Origin of the sequence: Amaricoccus tamworthensis (genome assembly GCF_049800875.1) — a bacterium.
Taxonomy (GTDB): Bacteria; Pseudomonadota; Alphaproteobacteria; order Rhodobacterales; family Rhodobacteraceae; genus Amaricoccus; species Amaricoccus tamworthensis.
On sequence record NZ_JBNAFV010000001.1, the window covers coordinates 822,072 to 839,144 of the forward strand.

Genomic DNA, 17,073 nt, shown 5'->3' on the forward strand with positions numbered 1-17,073 from the left:
TCAGGCCTGTTTCGCCGCGGCCAGATCGGGTGGCGTGGCCTCATCGCCAAGGCTTTCCAGGATCTCGTCCAGGGAGACCACCTTCGACTGTTTTTCACCGAGGCGGCGCACGGAGACGGTTTTTTCCTCAACCTCGCGCATGCCGACGGCGAGGATGACCGGCACCTTGGCCATGGAGTGCTCACGGACCTTGTAGTTGATCTTCTCGTTGCGCAGGTCGGCCTCGGCGCGGAGGCCTGCGGCGGTGAGTTTGGCGAGAATTTCCTCGGCATACTCATTGGCGTCGGACACGATGGGTGCGACCACGACCTGGCGCGGGGCGAGCCAGAGCGGGAATTTACCGGCGTGCTGTTCGATCAAGATGCCGATGAAACGCTCAAAGCTGCCCAGCACGGCTCGGTGGAGCATGATGGGGCGGTGTTTTTCACCGTCCTGACCGATATAGGTGGCGTCAAGACGCTCCGGCAGGTTGGGGTCCACCTGTAAGGTGCCGCACTGCCACTCACGGCCGATGGCGTCGGTCAGGGTGAACTCCAATTTGGGGCCGTAGAACGCGCCCTCGCCTTCCTGGATTTCGTAGTCATACCCGGCGGCGCGGCAGGCGTTGCCGAGTGCGGCCTCGACCCGGTCCCAGCTTTCCTCGGAGCCGATGCGTTTTTCCGGCCGGGTGGAGAGCTTGATGGTCCAGTCGTTGAATTCCAGGTCTGCGTAGATGCCCGCGAGGAAGGAAATGAACTTCGCGGTTTCCTCCTCGATCTGGTCCTCGGTGCAGAAGATGTGCGCGTCGTCCTGGGTGAAGCCGCGCACGCGCATGATGCCGTGCAGGGCGCCGGAGGGCTCGTAGCGGTTGCAGGAGCCGAATTCGGCCATGCGCAGCGGCAGGTCGCGGTAGGATTTCAAACCGTGGTTGAACACCTGGACGTGGCAGGGGCAGTTCATGGGCTTGAGTGCGTTGATCGCCTTTTCCCGCGCGTGCTCCTCGTCGACCTCGACGATGAACATGTGCTCCTGGTAGTTGTCCCAGTGGCCGGAGGCCTCCCACAGTTTGCGGTTCACGACCTGGGGGGTGTTGACCTCCACATAGCCGTCGGCGCGCTGTTTGCGGCGCATGTAGTCTTGAAGGATGGTGTAGATGTTCCAGCCGTTGGGGTGCCAGAAGATCTGGCCCGGAGCTTCCTCCTGCATGTGGAAGAGGTCCATTTCGCGGGCGAGTTTGCGGTGGTCGCGTTTCGCGGCCTCCTCCAGCATCGTCAGGTGGGCCTTGAGATCCTGGCGGTTGCGGAAGCCGACGCCGTAGATGCGCTGGAGCATTGGACGGGACGAGTCACCGCGCCAGTAGGCACCGGCGATGGACATGAGCTTGAATGCGTCGCCGGGGACCTGGCCGGTATGGGCTAGATGCGGGCCGCGGCAGAGATCCTGCCAGTCGCCATGCCAGTACATGCGCACCGGTTCGCCCTCGGGGATCATGCCCACGAGTTCAACCTTGTAAGGCTCGTTCAGCGCCTCGTAATGGGCGATGGCCTTCTCACGGGGCCAGATTTCGGTGCGGACGCCGTCCTTGGCCGCGATAATCTGCTTCATGCGGGCCTCGATTTTCTCGAGATCCTCGGGCGTGAAGGGGTCCTTGCGGTCGAAATCGTAGTACCAGCCGTTGTCGATGACCGGCCCGATGGTGACCTGCACGTCGGGCCAGAGCTCCTGCACGGCGCGGGCCATGATATGGGCGCAGTCGTGGCGGAACAGCTCAAGCGCCTCGTCGTCCTTTGAGGTGACTATGGCGAGTGAGGCGTCGGCCTCGATGGGCTGGGAAAGGTCGGAGAGTTTGCCGTCGATTTTCACGGCAAGTGCGGATTTTGCGAGGGATTTGGAAATGCCTGCGGCGATGTCCGCTCCGGTGACGCCCTGGGGGTAGTTTCGCTGTGCCCCGTCGGGCAGCGTTATCACAACCTCATTCGCGGCTGCACTCATGTCGTTCATCGCATATCTCCCATGCTTTGGCGCCCACCAAACGCCCGGTTCCTGGATGCCCCCCGTTTATACCCGTTTGCGCATGTGTCAAGCACGTTGCCGCGCCGGTTTCCCGCTGGTATCGAACGGGTATGGAAAACAGTTATTTTGACACGCCGCAGGGTCGGCGGATTGCGTATCGCCGGAGCCCCGGAAGCGGGCCAGGCGTAGTGTTTCTTGGCGGGCTGCGGTCGGACATGACCGGCACGAAAGCGGAGTTCCTGGAGCGGGAGATCACCGCGCGGGGCCAGGCGTTTTTGCGCTTTGACTACAGCGGGCATGGCGCGTCGTCGGGCACGTTCGAGGAAGGCTGCATCGGGGAATGGGCCGAGGACGCGTTTCAGGCGATCTCGACGCTGACCGAGGGGCCGCAGATCCTGGTGGGGTCCAGCATGGGCGGGTGGATGTCGCTCCTGATGTCGAAGCGCCTTTCCACACGTATAGCGGGTATTGTCGGAATCGCGGCTGCGCCGGATTTCACGGAGGATTCCATGTGGGCGTGGTTCAGCCCGGAACAGAAAAAACAGCTCATTGACGCCGGTCGGGTGGAGGTTCCATCGGACTATTCCGACGAGCCCTATGTCATCACGAAGCACTTCATCGAGGAGGGGCGGAACAACCTGGTGCTGCGGGAGCCCCTGCCCCTGGCGTATCCGGTTCGGCTTCTGCACGGGACGGATGACACGGATGTGGACCTGTCGGTTGCGCTTCGGATCGTGGATCACGCGGCGTGCGAGGACCTGCAACTGACCTTGGTGAAGGGTGCGGATCACCGGTTCAGTACCGATGCCTGCCTCGCCATGATACTGGAGAAAGTGGCCGAGATTAGCGCGCTATCGGGCTGATATGTCTGGGAAATGTTCGATCTGGCGTCGATGTCGGCGGGAACGGACATCGCGGGAAAGCCAGTCGCAAAAATAAATGGACCGGCTCCGCAAGGCGCGCGGGCCGGTCCTGTTTTCTTCAGAAGGGAGTCAGTGTCAGGCCGTGGCTTCCGCCAGCTTTTCGATTTCCTGTTTCAGCTGAAGTTTCTGGAGTTTCATTCGTTTGATGGTGAGGTCGTCTGAGGCCGGATGCCTCTGTTCGCGTTCAATGGTTTCGGAAAGAACCCTGTGCTTCTTGCGAAGCTCGGACAGGTGAGAAGTCATAGTCATATGGTTCCTCCATGTAGCACTTTTACGACACATGGAGTTAAGCACGGATTTTTTGACTTGTCACGCAACTCTTGGTGACCATTTGCGAACAATTGCCGGTAGAGTCATCCCTGGAGTGATCAGTGTCGTCATCCCGCCGAGCGCGATGGCCGTCACCCCGAGCAGCGCGGACGGGGCGAGTGTCTCACCGAACCAGAAATATCCCACCGCCACGGCAGTCAGAAGATTGAAATACAGGAAGGGCGCGAGAGCCGAGGCGTCGGCCCGCTGGTAGGCGGCGACGGTCAGAAAATGGCAGATTGCGGAGACGCCGCCAAGGGTGAGCGCACCAAAGAGCAGACCCATGGACAGAGCGGGCAGACCACCCGAGATGGCGAAGGGCAGAAGCATCATTGAGCCAAGCAGCGACTGGACCGCGAGGGTGGACAAGGCGTCGGTCTGGGTGGTGGCGCCACGGGTGGCGGCGAGGTAGGTGCCGAGCAGCGCCCCGCCCAGAAGCGAGAAGAGACAACCGGCCTCGAGACCGGCCTCGGGGCGCAGCAGAAGTGCGGCTCCGGCGAAGCTGATGAGCGAGCCAACGAGACGCGGGGCGGTGAGCTGTTCGCGCCAGACGATGACGCCGAGCAGGCCCGAGACGATGGGGGCGATCAGGAAGCCGCCAACGGCCTTGGCCATGGGGACCATGCCAAGGGCTGCGATCAGGGCGGTCATGGCGCTCATGATCAGGGCGGTGCGGGCGACCTGGCCGATGCGGTCATTGCGCGGGATGCTGATCTTGCGGCCCGTCATGTTGGCAATGGCCAGAGCGATCAGGCCCGCCATCAGGTAGCGAATAAAGGCGATCATCATTGGGGAGACGTCGGCGGAAAGTGTTTTGGCCGCACCATCAACTGCAGGTGTGAACAGCATTGCGAGGATGAGAAAACAAATTCCGGACTGCACGGCGATACTCCCTTTGTTGATCGTCGTTTAACGGAAATTGATTCTAAAAAAATAAACGTTTTCTTAAATTTTGAGTCAAATGGACCCGGTATTGGGATTTAGTTCGGCAGAAAAGGCCAAAATCGCCTTAACCGTGTCTGTAAAATCACCACTTTTTCCCTCCTGATGGGTGTCGGAGGCATGAACAATAAGGGGCGCGTGGAGAATCAGCGGGGCGCGGCCGGATTTGACGGCGCGGACCAGGACACGGGATGCGGGCCGGTTGCGGCGGGAGGCGATGGGCAGCACCTCGATCCCTCCCGCGCCGTTCTGAAGCGCCGCCAGGATGTCGCCCAGGCGTTCAACCCGGTGGACAATGACCACGCGGCCGCCCTGGGCGGTGCGGCGCAGGCCTGCGGCGATCCAGTCGGAGAGTTCGGCCTCCCCTTCCCGGTTGGCACGGTCGCGGCCGGCATCGGTGGCGGCACTGGCATCCGTTTTGCGGTAATAGGGCGGGTTCATGATTACGTGGTCGAACACGCGCTGGCGGAGGTCGGACGGGGGCGCGAGGATGTCGCCCTGGTGGACCGTCAGGGATATGCCGTTTTCACGGGCGTTGCGTGCGGCGAGGTCCGCGTAGTCCCGCTGGATTTCGAGGCCATGGAGGTCGATCCCGCCCACGCGGCTTGCAAGGCAGAGGCCCGCGGTGCCGACGCCGCAGCCAAGGTCAAGAACGGACTGGCCAGGCCGGGCCGGTGTGAAGGCAGCAAGGAACACCGGGTCGGTGGCGGCGCGGTAGCCGTTCAGGGGCTGAAAAATGTGCAGAGCACCGCCGAGAAACCCGTCGCGCGAGAGCTGATCCGGCGAAAAACCCATTGTCAGTCCAGCACATCCGGAACATCATTGTCCCTGAGCACCGCACGCGCCATAAAGGCATCACGCTGCGCGACAACAAGCCGTTTGGGGAACAGCCCGATGCCGCCTTCCAGAACGCTCATATGGACGTCCAGGACAAAGCAGTCTATATCCTCCGCGCGCAGAAGCGCGGTACAGAATGCGATTATCGTCGGGTCGGTTGTCCGGATTATTTCCTTCATTCCGGGGAGCCTAGTATCCGCCCGCCACAAGGTCGAGAGCCAAGAGCCATGAATACGCAGACGCGGGTCAAAACACCGGTCCAGAACCTTCAGGACATTCTGACAGACGACATGGAGGCCGTGAACGGTCTAATCCGTGAGCGGATGGCGAGCGAGCAGGCCCCGCGCATTCCGGAGGTCACGGCGCACCTGGTCGAAGCCGGGGGCAAACGCATACGGCCGCTGCTGACCCTGGCGACGGCGCGGATGAGCGGATTTGAGGGCACGCTGCATCAGAACCTGGCGGCGGCGGTGGAGTTTATCCATACCGCGACGCTGCTGCATGATGATGTGGTGGATGAAAGCTCGAAACGGCGGGGGCGGCCGACTGCCAACCTGCTTTGGGACAACAAATCCAGCGTTCTGGTGGGCGATTACCTGTTCGCGCGGGCGTTTCGGATGATGGTGGATACCGGGTCGATCCGGGTTCTGGAGATCCTGTCGAACGCATCGGCCGTGATTGCCGAGGGTGAGGTGTTGCAGCTGACCGTGGCGGGCGACATTTCGACCGGAGAAGAGACGTATCTGAACGTGATCCGGGGCAAGACGGCCGCGCTGTTCTCAGCCGCGACGGAAGCGGGTGCGGTTCTGGCCGGGGCGCCGGAGGAGCATGTGGACGCGGTGCGGGGCTATGGCGACGCGCTGGGGATCAGCTTTCAGATTACGGACGATTTACTCGATTATGGCGGGCTGACGGCCGAGTTGGGCAAGAACGTCGGGGATGACTTCCGTGAGGGTAAGATGTCCATGCCGGTGATCAAGGCGATTGCCGGTGCGGATGAGACCGAGCGCGAGTTCTGGCAGCGGACGATCGGGAAGAACCGTCAGGTGGACGGGGATCTGGAACATGCGCTGAAGCTGATGGCGAAGCACGGAGCGCTGGAAAGCACCCGGGCGGCGGCCTTGGATCATGCGGCGCGGGCGCGGGAGTATCTGAGCATCCTGCCGGAACACCCCATTCGGGACGAGTTGCACGCGCTGGCGGATTTTGTGGTCGAGCGTATCGTTTGACGGTTTAGGCGACACGGCCTGTTGAGACCCACCAGTTGGGGTGGGTGGAGCGCAGGGAGCTGACGGCGCTTTCAGATTCGGCTGCGGTTTTGAACACTCCATAACACGTTGCGCCGGAGCCCGACATGCGGGCGAGGCGGCAGCCGGTTGTGTCGGCGAGGGCCGCGATGACGTCGGCTATGACCGGCTGGACCGCTATCGCGGGGTGTTCGAGTTCGTTTCGGCAGGTGCGCAGGAACTCCACGAAGGTGTTGAGATCGGTAAATTCCGGCGGGTCGCTCATGGACGGGTTGTCGCGTGATCTGAGGCCTTGAAAGACGGCTCCGGTCATGACGGCGACACGCGGGTTGACCAGCACGAGGTGGAATTCCGGTAGCGTGACGGGGTCGATGACCTCCCCTATTCCGCTCATGCGGCAGGAACGGCCATCAAGGCAGACCGGGATGTCAGCGCCCAGATCGAGGATTTTGGTACGGTCGGGGAGTGCGGTGCCGGTGAGGCGCGTCAGGAGGCGCAGGGTTGCGGCGGCGTCGGCCGAGCCACCACCAATGCCGCTGGCGACGGGCAGGTTTTTGGTCAGTGTGAGGGCGTGGGGTGGTGCGTCACACAGGGCGGCGGCGCGCAGGACGAGGTTGTCCGGGCCGGTTTCGAGACCTTCCGCGAACGGGCCGGTGATGGTGAGGGCAGGCTCGGATGCGGGTGTGGCGCTGACGCTGTCACCGGTCTGCGGGAAGACCACCAGGCTGTCGAGCAGGTGGTAGCCGTCGGCGCGGCGTCCGGTAACGTGCAGGGTCAGGTTGACCTTGGCGGGAGCGAATTCGATGGCGGACAAGGGCGTCAGAGATCCGTGCCGGACCCGTATTCCTCAATGACCCTGTCGAGGCCCATTTCGATTTTCTTGCGCACGCGGTCCATGTCGAGATCCTCGGCCGGACCAAAAGACAGGGCACGCCGCCACTGAAATTCGGCCTCGCGTTTGCGACCGGCCTTCCACAGAACATCGCCGAGATGGTCGTTGATGATCGGGTCGTCGGGCGTAAGTTCCACGGCCCTCAGCATGTGTGGCACGGCCTCCTCGATGCGGCCAAGGCGGTAAAGCACCCAGCCGAGCGAGTCGGTGATGTAACCGTCATCGGGACGGGCGGCGACGGCGGCCTCGATCAGTTCGAGCGCCTCGTCGAGTTCCTCGCCCTCCTCAACCATGGAATAGCCGAGGTAGTTCAGGACCAGCGGCTGGTTGGGTTCAAGTTCGAGTGCCTTTCGGAAATCGGCCTTCGCGGCGGGCCAGTCGTCGGCCCGTTCGTTGGAGATGCCGCGGGTGTAGAAAATGACCCAGTGCGAGCGGACCGGATTTTCCACGAGGTCAATGGCGTCGGTATAGGCGGTGACGGCCTCCTCATAGCGCTCGGCGCTGCGCAGGGCGTCGCCGAGGGCGGAGTGGACCTCTACGCGGTCAGGTTCCGTGGCAGCCAATTCCTCGAGGACCTCGATGCCCCGATCGATATTTCCGGCGGAGTTTTCTATGGTTGCGCGGCGGATCTGTGACGTCACAAACCACGGCGAGGTGGCCGGAATTTCGGCGAGGGCCGCGCCCGCGAGTTCGAACTGGCCCTGCTCTTCCAACAGTTCGGCGGAGAGCATCCGCGCCTCTGTCAGATCGGGATCGATATGGGCGGCAAGCTGGGCGTGGATCAGCGAAACGCGGCTGGATTCGCGGCCGTCCATGGCCTCGGCGAGCGTCAGATAAGCCTCGGCGGCCCCGCGGGCGGCGCTGGTGATGTGGGTGAAGACCACCTCCTCGCCGGACGCGAGACGGTCGCGCAGGCTCACGAGAGCTGCATCGGGCACACCGTTGGCGAGCGCGCCGTCGAGGACGGCGATGGCCTCTTCGGTCTGGCCAACCTGGGCCATGACCTGGGCGTGGGCCAGCAGGGAGGAGCGGTTGAGGTGCAGCGGGCCGTTGGCATCGCCATCCATGATGCGGTCGGCGGAATTGAAGTCACCGGCCAGGGCCAGGACAAGGGCCTTGTGGTACTGGCCATAGGCTTCCAGCGCATCGCTGGCGGTCATGCTGTCGAACTGTTCCTGCGCGGCGGTGAAGTCACCCATGCCGGCGTGGATCCAGCCCTCAAGCAGTCCCTCCAGCAGGGGGTTCACCGTGTTGCCGGAAGCGTTCAGAATTTCGAGCGCGCCCTCAAAGTCCTTGTTGGCGATTGCGTCGGACAGGCGCACCAGAATGGCGACCTGGTTTTCGGGCATCAGTTCCGAGAGACGGTCGGCCTGTTCGCGGGCGTCACCGATTCGGCCCATTGCGGCGAGCATGACCACCGAGTTCTGCAGAAGGCCCGCATTCTCGGGGTCCTTGCGCAGGGCGCGTTCGTAGTATTCCGCCGCCGGAGCGTAGTCGTCGCGAAAGTCGGCCTGCATTGCTGCGAGATATGCCCCGGACAGATTGAGCGCCGAAGCCGGTGCCGCGCCTGCAGTGAGTGCAACGGCCAGGAACGCGGCCCGCGTCAGATTAGCCAATGTTTTCGGCAATGTGGACTTCTCCCGGATCAGGTCGGATGCGACTTTAGGCCGCACCCGCCAATGTTGCAATGCGAGTGGTTAATCAGACACTCACGTCCGGTCACATATTGGTCACATGTTGGGATAATTCGGCCCGTCCCCGCCCTGCGGCGTGACCCAGTTGATGTTCTGCGCCGGATCCTTGATGTCACAAGTCTTGCAGTGGACGCAGTTCTGGAAGTTGATCTGGAACCGCGGGTTTGAGCCGTCATCGTCGCGCAGGATCTCATACACCCCGGCCGGGCAGTAGCGCTGCGCCGGTTCGGCATAGGCCGGGAGGTTGAAACCCACGGGGATGTCGTCGTTTTCGAGCGTGAGATGGGCGGGCTGGTCCTCGTCATGGTTGGTGAAGGAATAGGCCACGTTGGTCAGGCGGTCGAAGGACAGGACACCGTCGGGTTTCGGGTAGTCGATCGGCTCGTAGTGATCGGCGCGCTGGGTTGCCTTCGCGTCGGACTTGCCATGCTTCATGGTGCCGAACAGGGATTTGTTGGCAAAGACCGAGTTCCACCACATGTCGAATCCGCCGAATACCAGCGAGGCGGTGAGGCCGTATTCGCTCCAGAGCGGTTTGACGTTGCGCACGGGTTTGAGGTCCTCGGCGATGGGGCCGGACAGGACATCCTCGCCATAGGCGATAAGCTCATCCCCCTCGCGACCGGCGGCGATGGCCGGAACCACGGCTTCGGCCGCCGCTATGCCCGAAAGCATGGCGTTGTGATTTCCCTTGATTCTCGGGACGTTAACGAAGCCGGCTGAACAACCGAGCAAAGCACCGCCGGGGAATGTGAGTTTCGGGATAGACTGCCAGCCACCCTCGGAGATGGCGCGTGCACCGTAAGCCACACGCTTGCCGCCGCGCAGGGTTTCCTCGATCAGCGGGTGGTGTTTGAACCGCTGGAATTCCATGTAAGGGAAAAGGTAGGGGTTTTTGTAGTTCAGGTGAACCACAAAGCCCACGTAAACCTGATTGTTTTCAATGTGGTACATGAAAGAGCCACCACCGGCGCGATCATCAAGCGGCCAGCCCATGGTGTGGACGACCTTGCCTTCCTGGTGTTTGGCCGGGTCGATTTCCCAGATTTCCTTCATGCCCAGACCGTATTTCTGGGGGTCGCTGTTGGCGGAGAGATCGTAGCGGGAAATGGCCTGTTTTGAGAGACTTCCGCGCACGCCTTCAGACAGGAACACGTATTTGCCGTGCAGTTCCATGCCCGGCTCGTAGTTCGGCCCGGGGGTGCGGTCGGGCGCGAGGCCAAACTCACCGGCGACCACGCCTTTGACCTCGCCCCGGTCACCGTACACAAGTTCGCTGGCGGCCATGCCGGGGAAGATTTCCACGCCCAGTTCCTCGGCCTGTTCCGCCATCCAGCGGCAGACATTGCCCATGGAAACAATGTAGTTGCCGTGGTTGCTCATGAGCTTCGGCATGGGGAAATTCGGGACGCGGACCTGGCCGTGTTCGCTGAGGTAGTAGAAGCTGTCGGAGGTCACTTCGGTCTTGATGGGCGAGCCCATGTTGCGCCAGTCGGGCAGAAGTTTGTCGAGACCAACCGGGTCGAGTACGGCACCGGAGAGAATGTGCGCGCCGACCTCGGATCCTTTTTCGAGAACGACGACATTCATGTCCGCATCGAGCTGTTTGATGCGGATCGCGGCCGAGAGCCCGGCAGGTCCCGCCCCCACGATCACAACATCGTATTCCATGACTTCGCGTTCGATATCGGACATGCCTGACAACTCTCCTGGTTAGGTACCGTTTATTCCCTTTTTTCTGGGTATCCCAAGCTTTGCAATCCCGTCAAACGAAACGGACGCAGGGGCCTGCGGAAAAGCCATGTGACCGGTTGATGAATTAGAGTCCTTGCGAAGGCGGAATGCACCTCATAAGATTGTGTTCAGCGCTCAGAACGATCGCGCAATGAGGGCCGGGGCAGCAGCCAACGGCCCGTTGTTGTATTTGGCGCTGGGAAAACAGGCGCGACAGGAAAGACAGAATGGAAAAAATTCCGCTTACCTCGAAAGGTTTTGCAAGGCTGGATTCGGAGCTGAAGCAGCTGAAATCCGTGGAACGGCCCGCCGTGATCAAGGCGATCGCCGAGGCCCGCGAGCATGGCGACCTGAGTGAGAACGCAGAATACCACGCTGCCCGTGAGAAACAGAGTTTCATTGAGGGTCGTGTGCGTGAGCTTGAGGGCATTCTCGGCCGTGCGGATGTGATTGACCCGTCGAAGCTGTCGGGTACCGTGAAATTCGGGGCGACCGTGACGATTGCCGATGAGGACACCGACGAGGAAAAGAAATACCAGATTGTCGGTGAGCAGGAGGCCAATATCGAACAGGGTCTGCTCAACATGAAATCCCCCATTGCCCGTGCCCTGATCGGCAAGGAGGAAGGGGACAGCGTCGAGGTGAAAACACCTGGAGGGGTCCGTTCCTATGAAATTGTGGCTGTCGAGTTTATCTGACCGGATCCCAGGAGGGGTCGCGTCATGCTGAGTCGGAGCGCCCCCCTGTTTGCCCGGGGTGCCGGGCTCGTGAACGGATGGTCGGGAAACACGTCACGCTTTGTGGCCGTGGCCGCGTCGATCGTGTGGGCTGTCATTGTGGCGGGCTACGGGATCGGGTTTGTGTCGGTGGTTTCCGGAAGCCAGCCGCGCGGGACGGTTGTGCTCGACGTGCTGTTTTTCCTCGTGGTTCTGGTGTTGCCGCTGCTGCTGATCTGGCTGGCGGCGTGGATTGGCGAGGAGTTGCAGCGGCAACGGCAGCTGATTGCGGCGCTGAGCGGCCAGATCGAGCCGCTGGCGGGGGCGCTGGAAGAGACGCGCAAGGCGATAGAGACCGGCCCGTTCCTGACGCAGGAGGATCTGGTCCGGGCGCTTGACACGCGCGGGCCGCAGGCCGGTCTGCCCAACGAGATTGCAGTGGCGATGGCCGACATGGCCGCGGGGCAGAAGCAGATGCGAGACGCCCTGGAAGATCTGATGGGGAGTGTTCCGGCCGAACAGCCGCAGGCGGCCCCTGCCCCGGCACCCGAGCCGGTCGAGGCGCCTGAACCGGTGGAGCCACCCAAGGTTGAGGCCCCGGCCCCGCAACCGGTCAGTGAGCCGAAGCCGGAACCGGCCGGTTTGCCGCTTCTTCCGGATGAGGAGGAACCGCAGAAGCCGGACTGGCCGGACCTGGTAAGGGCGCTTGATTTCCCGAAGGATGCACAGGATTTCGAGGGATTCCGCGCCCTGCAGACAGTGCTGAAATACCGGCCGCTGGCGCAGATGCTGCAGTCGGCGGAGGACGTTCTGACCCTGCTCTCGCAGGAGGGTGTTTACATGGATGACCTGCCCATTGAGATGGGCAGCGCGGATGACTGGCGGCGGTTCATGAACGGACAGCGCGGGCCGTCGGTGGGCAGCGTTTTTGGCATTCGCGACGACAACGCCATGGAACTGACCCGGTCGCTTTTGAAATCGGACACGATCTTCCGGGATACGGCGCTGTTTTTCCAGCGGCGGTTTGACCGGGTTTTGAGTGAGTTTGCGAAAGACGCGAGCGATGAGCGTATTCTGGAACTGGCGGATACGCGGTCGGGCCGGGCTTACATGATGATGACGAAGCTGAACGGAACCTTCGACTGAACGGGGCGTTCCGGATTGAGACCTGACGGGCGCGGCCGGTTTGCCGCGCTTGCATCAGGTCGGCATTTACGACACATAAGCCCCATGTGGGTGCCGCCGGTGTACGGGCGGGTGACTTAATCTGATTAATGGCGGAATACGGTATGGAACAAGGCGTCGAACCGACAAAGGATTTTAGCGTTCGGGAAGAGTTTGGGATTGACCTGGACATGACCGTGCGCGGCTTCGCGGACGACTCCGACCGTGTTCCGGACCGTGACAGCACCTACCGGTTTGACCGTGACACCACGCTCGCCATTCTGGCCGGTTTTGCCCATAACCGCCGCGTCATGGTGCAGGGGTACCACGGCACGGGTAAATCCACGCATATTGAACAGGTTGCGGCGCGGCTGAACTGGCCCTGCGTGCGTATCAACCTGGACAGCCACATCAGCCGGATCGACCTGATCGGCAAGGACGCCATCAAGCTGGTGGACGGGATGCAGGTCACGGAATTTCAGGAAGGTATTCTTCCCTGGGCGCTGCGCAATCCGGTGGCGATTGTGTTTGACGAGTACGATGCGGGCCGTCCGGATGTGATGTTCGTGATCCAGCGCGTTCTGGAGGTCGACGGCAAGCTGACGCTGCTCGACCAGAACAAAGTGATTCACCCGAACCCGTATTTTCGCCTGTTTGCCACGGCGAACACCGTGGGCCTCGGAGACACGACCGGTCTCTATCACGGCACGCAGCAGATCAACCAGGGTCAGATGGACCGCTGGAACCTCGTGGTCACGCTCAACTACCTTGAGCATGACGCGGAGGCCGACATTATTCTTGCGAAGAACCCGACCTACGACACCGAGGAAGGCCGCAAGACCATCAGCCGCATGGTTACGGTCGCCGATCTGAGCCGGGCCGCGTTCATGAACGGTGATCTTTCGACGGTGATGAGCCCGCGGACGGTTCTGTCCTGGGCGGAAAACACGCGCATTTTCGGCGATGTGGGCTTTGCGTTCCGCGTGACCTTCCTCAACAAATGTGACGAACTGGAACGCCAGACCGTTGCCGAGTTTTATCAGCGCTGCTTTGACGCGGAACTGCCGGAGAGTGCCGCCAGCGTCAGCCTGGGTTAGGCGGGTCGCGCGTGAGCAACAAACCATCGGACAATCCGGCCGATCCGTTCAAGAAAGCCCTGACTGAAGCCACGCGGGCGATGTCGGGCGATGCGGAACTGCAGGTCGCGTTCTCGGTTGATCCCCCGGGGATGCGCAACGACGGGATGCGTCTGCCACAGGTGACGCGCCGCATGACCAAATCGGAGGTCATGCTGGCACGTGGTACGGCCGATGCCTATGCGCTGCGGCTGCGCTACCACGACGATGCGACGCACAGACGCTACGCGCCGCAGGGGCAGATTGCCCACGACCTGTTTGAGGCGATGGAAACGGCCCGTTGCGAAGCCGTTGGCGCGCGGGCGATGCCCGGGACCGCAGGAAATATTGACGCGAAGATTGAGGATGAGGCCCGCAAGGGCGGCTATGCCGACATTACGGAGACCTCGCAGGCGCCTTTGGCGGCGGCGGCGGGGTACCTTGTGCGCCAGATGGCCACGGGGCGGCAGCTTCCGGAGGGTGCGCAGAACGTGCTCGATCTGTGGCGCGGATTTCTGGAGAAGAACACCGGCGAGACACTCTCGGACCTCGACAGTGTTTTGGAGGATCAGGCCTCTTTCGCGAAATTTGCCCGTCAGGTGATCGACGATCTGGGCTATGGCGACCAGCTTGGCGATGATCCGGACGACGAGAGCGAGGACGACGAGGAAAACGAAGAGCAGACAGAGGACGGTCAGGACGAGGACGATACCGGCGGCGGCGATGACGATCAGGCCGAGCAGGAGCAGTCCGAACAGGATACACCGCAGGATCAGAGCAGCGATCCGCAGCAGATGCAGACCTCAATGGACAGTTCCGATGACGCGGACATGGCCGAGGATGCGGACATGCCGGACGGGGAAATGCCCGAGGAGCGCCCCGCCCCGCCACATTCGGAAGCGGATCCGGGCTACAATGTCTTTGAGACGAAGTTCGATGAGGAAATCGCCGCCGAGGATCTGGCGGAACCGGCCGAACTGGAACGACTGCGGACCTATCTGGACCAGCAGCTGGAGCCATTGAAGGGCGCAGTGTCGCGGCTCGCCAACAAGTTGCAACGGCGGCTTCAGGCGCAACAGAACCGGGCCTGGGATTTCGACCTGGAGGAAGGCACGCTCGATGCGGGGCGTCTGGCACGGGTTGTGGCCAATCCGCTGACGCCGCTGTCGTTCAAGCAGGAACAGGACACGGATTTCCGGGATACGGTTGTGACGCTTCTGCTCGACAATTCCGGGTCGATGCGCGGACGGCCGATTTCGATTGCGGCGATTTCCGCGGATGTGATGGCGCGGACGCTGGAACGCTGTCAGGTGAAGGTCGAGATTTTGGGCTTCACCACACGGGCCTGGAAAGGCGGGCAGTCGCGGGAAAAATGGCTGGCTGACGGACGGGAGCCCCTGCCCGGCCGTCTGAATGATCTGCGCCACATCGTCTACAAGAAGGCCGATGCGCCGTGGCGTCGGGCACGGCCCAATCTTGGTCTGATGATGAAGGAAGGCCTGCTGAAGGAAAACATCGACGGTGAGGCGCTGGAGTGGGCGCACCGGCGGATGCTGAACCGGCCGGAGGCACGCAAGGTGCTGATGGTAATCTCCGACGGTGCGCCGGTTGATGACTCGACTCTGTCGGTCAATCCGGCCAACTATCTGGAAAAGCATCTGCGGGACGTGATCGAGATGGTCGAACGCCGGCGTGCGGTGGAACTGGTGGCCATTGGAATCGGCCATGACGTGACCCGCTACTACCAGCGGGCGGTGACGATTACGGATGTGGAACAGCTTGCCGGTGCGATGACGGAACAGCTTGCCAGCCTCTTTGACAATGATCCAGGAGGTCCGGCGAGGAAACGGCGCACCGGCACCTGAGATTTTGAACTGGAGGATGGAAGATGAGGGTTGAGGTCACTGGGATCGGCGGGCTCATACTGCTCGCGCTCGCCATCTGGGCTATTGTGTCCGTGGTTGGCTCAAATTCGGGCATGGGAAAGAAAATCATCTGGATCATGGTGATTTTGCTACTGCCTCTGGTCGGATTCATTGCATGGCTGTTTTTTGGGCCGCGGGCGGCCAAAAACGGGTGACGTGATTGAGGGTATTCTCCTGCCAAAATTGCGGGCAGCTGCTGCATTTTGAAAATACGTTATGTCTGCAGTGCCATTCCGAGCTGGGGTTTGTGCCCGGGCTGCTGACACTGAGTACCCTTGCCAAAAACGATGACGGCACGCTGACTGCGGCGGTTCAGCGGGACCGGTCGATGAAGCGCTGTGCCAACTATTCGAAGATCGCCTGCAACTGGCTGGTTTCGGCGGATTCGGAGACGGATTTCTGTCTGGCCTGCGATCTGAACCGGACGATCCCCGACCTGGACATTTCGGGCAACCTCAAAAAGTGGAACGAGATCGAGGCCGCAAAACGCCGGGTGGTGTATACGCTGCGCCGGCTGGGTTTGAAGACCGGACCGCCGCCGGGAGAGGATGACAATCCAGGTCTCCAGTTCGATTTCCTCGCGGATGAGCCCGGCGAACCGGTGACGACCGGTCATTTCAACGGTCTGGTGACCATCAATATTGCCGAAGCGGACTCAGCGGAGCGGGAAAGGCGGCGCCAGGAGCTTGGAGAGCTGTACCGGACCATGCTGGGTCATATGCGTCATGAGGTCGGGCACTATTACTGGGACCTGCTGGTACGCAATGGCGACCGCATTGAGAAATGCCGCGCGGTTTTTGGCGATGAGAGCCAGAGTTACGGTGCCGCGCTGAAGCGCCATTATGCCAAGGGGCCGCCGGATAACTGGCAGGAGGAGTATGTCAGCGCCTATGCCACGATGCATCCCTGGGAGGATTTCGCGGAAACCTGGAGCCATTACCTGCACATGGTCGATACGCTCGACACGGCAGCGAGCTTCGGGATGATTGTTGATCCGCTGGTGAGCAACGACATCAAATTCAACGCGAAAATCGAGTTTGATCCCTATGGCACGGCACGGTTTTTCGATCTGATAAGGGCCTGGATTCCGATGACGGTGGCCATGAACAGTCTCAACCGCAGCATGGGGCAGCGGGATTTATACCCGTTTGCACTGAGTAATGCGGCAATCCGCAAACTGTGTTTTATCCACGACCTCGTCCGCGGCTTCGTGTGAGCCAGAGGATGAGCGCGGGAAAGGCCAGAACGAGGCTCAGGGGCAGCCAGAGAATGGTGGTGCCGACCGGATCCCAGAGCCACGAAATGCCTGTGGACTGCAGGAGTTTCACAAGGCCGTCATGGACGGTGGGGAAACTGTCGGACAGGACAGCGCCAATGGATTTGGGGCGGAAGGCGTAGCCCTCACCGATGGTGGCCTGCCAGTCGAGAAACGCCCGCCACAGCGCGGCCAACAGCAAAAGAACCATGAAAATAAAACGCATGGCGACCTCAACCCTAACGCGATTCCACTGTTCGATTCCTATCGCTCATTGACCCGTTACGCAAACCGCCGGTAAGGATCGGGGGCGCGCAAAAAGAGAGAA

General features: G+C 61.6%; 17 protein-coding genes. 8 read left to right on the forward strand and 9 right to left on the reverse strand.

Annotated features, from left to right (window positions below; genetic code table 11):
- Complete coding sequence (thrS, locus tag ACP15P_RS03920) at window positions 1-1,971, reverse strand: threonine--tRNA ligase (protein ID WP_424927298.1); 1,971 nt, start codon at window positions 1,969-1,971, stop codon at window positions 1-3.
- A 131-nt stretch (window positions 1,972-2,102) separates the two neighbouring features.
- Between thrS and ACP15P_RS03925 the strand changes: the two genes are divergently transcribed.
- On the forward strand, window positions 2,103-2,855 hold the full coding sequence (locus ACP15P_RS03925) for an alpha/beta hydrolase (RefSeq protein ID WP_424927188.1): 753 nt from the start codon (window positions 2,103-2,105) through the stop codon (window positions 2,853-2,855).
- Window positions 2,856-2,990: 135 nt separating this feature from the next.
- Here ACP15P_RS03925 and ACP15P_RS03930 read toward each other — a convergent pair whose 3' ends face one another.
- From ACP15P_RS03930 to ACP15P_RS03945, 4 genes are all read right to left on the reverse strand, one after another.
- Window positions 2,991-3,164, reverse strand: coding sequence for a YdcH family protein (locus tag ACP15P_RS03930; protein ID WP_424927189.1), 174 nt, complete (start codon window positions 3,162-3,164; stop codon window positions 2,991-2,993).
- Between the two features lie 60 nt (window positions 3,165-3,224).
- Window positions 3,225-4,106 carry a DMT family transporter gene (locus ACP15P_RS03935; RefSeq protein ID WP_424927190.1) on the reverse strand — a complete coding sequence of 294 codons (882 nt, stop codon included), beginning with the start codon at window positions 4,104-4,106 and terminating at the stop codon, window positions 3,225-3,227.
- A gap of 75 nt (window positions 4,107-4,181) precedes the next feature.
- Window positions 4,182-4,961 carry a tRNA1(Val) (adenine(37)-N6)-methyltransferase gene (locus tag ACP15P_RS03940; RefSeq protein WP_424927191.1) on the reverse strand — a complete coding sequence of 260 codons (780 nt, stop codon included), beginning with the start codon at window positions 4,959-4,961 and terminating at the stop codon, window positions 4,182-4,184.
- Between the two features lie 2 nt (window positions 4,962-4,963).
- Window positions 4,964-5,182 (reverse strand): putative signal transducing protein, encoded by a 219-nt coding sequence (locus ACP15P_RS03945; protein ID WP_424927192.1) that lies wholly within the window; start codon window positions 5,180-5,182, stop codon window positions 4,964-4,966.
- A gap of 48 nt (window positions 5,183-5,230) precedes the next feature.
- Here ACP15P_RS03945 and ACP15P_RS03950 point away from each other — a divergent pair, with 48 nt between their 5' ends.
- Window positions 5,231-6,232, forward strand: coding sequence for a polyprenyl synthetase family protein (locus ACP15P_RS03950; protein ID WP_424927193.1), 1,002 nt, complete (start codon window positions 5,231-5,233; stop codon window positions 6,230-6,232).
- 4 nt (window positions 6,233-6,236) lie between these two features.
- Here the strand turns inward: ACP15P_RS03950 and ACP15P_RS03955 are convergent, their stop codons facing one another.
- From ACP15P_RS03955 to ACP15P_RS03965, 3 genes are all read right to left on the reverse strand, one after another.
- Window positions 6,237-7,064, reverse strand: coding sequence for a 4-(cytidine 5'-diphospho)-2-C-methyl-D-erythritol kinase (locus ACP15P_RS03955; RefSeq protein WP_424927194.1), 828 nt, complete (start codon window positions 7,062-7,064; stop codon window positions 6,237-6,239).
- Window positions 7,065-7,069: 5 nt separating this feature from the next.
- A complete protein-coding gene (locus ACP15P_RS03960) occupies window positions 7,070-8,770 on the reverse strand; it encodes a tetratricopeptide repeat protein (RefSeq protein WP_424927195.1) in 1,701 nt (566 codons plus the stop codon).
- A gap of 102 nt (window positions 8,771-8,872) precedes the next feature.
- A complete protein-coding gene (locus ACP15P_RS03965; RefSeq protein ID WP_424927196.1) occupies window positions 8,873-10,531 on the reverse strand; it encodes an electron transfer flavoprotein-ubiquinone oxidoreductase in 1,659 nt (552 codons plus the stop codon).
- Between the two features lie 266 nt (window positions 10,532-10,797).
- On the opposite strand from ACP15P_RS03965, the gene greA reads away from it, so the two are divergent.
- From greA to ACP15P_RS03995, 6 genes are all read left to right on the forward strand, one after another.
- A complete protein-coding gene (gene greA / locus ACP15P_RS03970) occupies window positions 10,798-11,268 on the forward strand; it encodes a transcription elongation factor GreA (protein ID WP_424927197.1) in 471 nt (156 codons plus the stop codon).
- 24 nt (window positions 11,269-11,292) lie between these two features.
- Window positions 11,293-12,432: a hypothetical protein gene (locus tag ACP15P_RS03975; RefSeq protein WP_424927198.1), complete on the forward strand. Its 1,140-nt coding sequence runs from the start codon at window positions 11,293-11,295 to the stop codon at window positions 12,430-12,432.
- A gap of 143 nt (window positions 12,433-12,575) precedes the next feature.
- Window positions 12,576-13,547, forward strand: coding sequence for a cobaltochelatase subunit CobS (gene cobS, locus ACP15P_RS03980; protein ID WP_424927199.1), 972 nt, complete (start codon window positions 12,576-12,578; stop codon window positions 13,545-13,547).
- Between the two features lie 11 nt (window positions 13,548-13,558).
- Complete coding sequence (cobT, locus tag ACP15P_RS03985) at window positions 13,559-15,430, forward strand: cobaltochelatase subunit CobT (protein WP_424927200.1); 1,872 nt, start codon at window positions 13,559-13,561, stop codon at window positions 15,428-15,430.
- A gap of 23 nt (window positions 15,431-15,453) precedes the next feature.
- Window positions 15,454-15,645, forward strand: coding sequence for a PLDc N-terminal domain-containing protein (locus ACP15P_RS03990; protein ID WP_424927201.1), 192 nt, complete (start codon window positions 15,454-15,456; stop codon window positions 15,643-15,645).
- Window positions 15,646-15,650: 5 nt separating this feature from the next.
- Entirely contained in the window at window positions 15,651-16,706 is a 1,056-nt protein-coding gene (locus ACP15P_RS03995) for a zinc-binding metallopeptidase family protein (RefSeq protein WP_424927202.1), read from the forward strand.
- On the opposite strand, the gene ACP15P_RS04000 is transcribed toward ACP15P_RS03995, so the two are convergent.
- Window positions 16,675-16,971, reverse strand: a complete 297-nt coding sequence (locus tag ACP15P_RS04000) for a hypothetical protein (protein ID WP_424927203.1) — start codon at window positions 16,969-16,971, stop codon at window positions 16,675-16,677. The genes ACP15P_RS03995 and ACP15P_RS04000 overlap by 32 nt on opposite strands.
- Window positions 16,972-17,073: the final 102 nt, after the last annotated feature.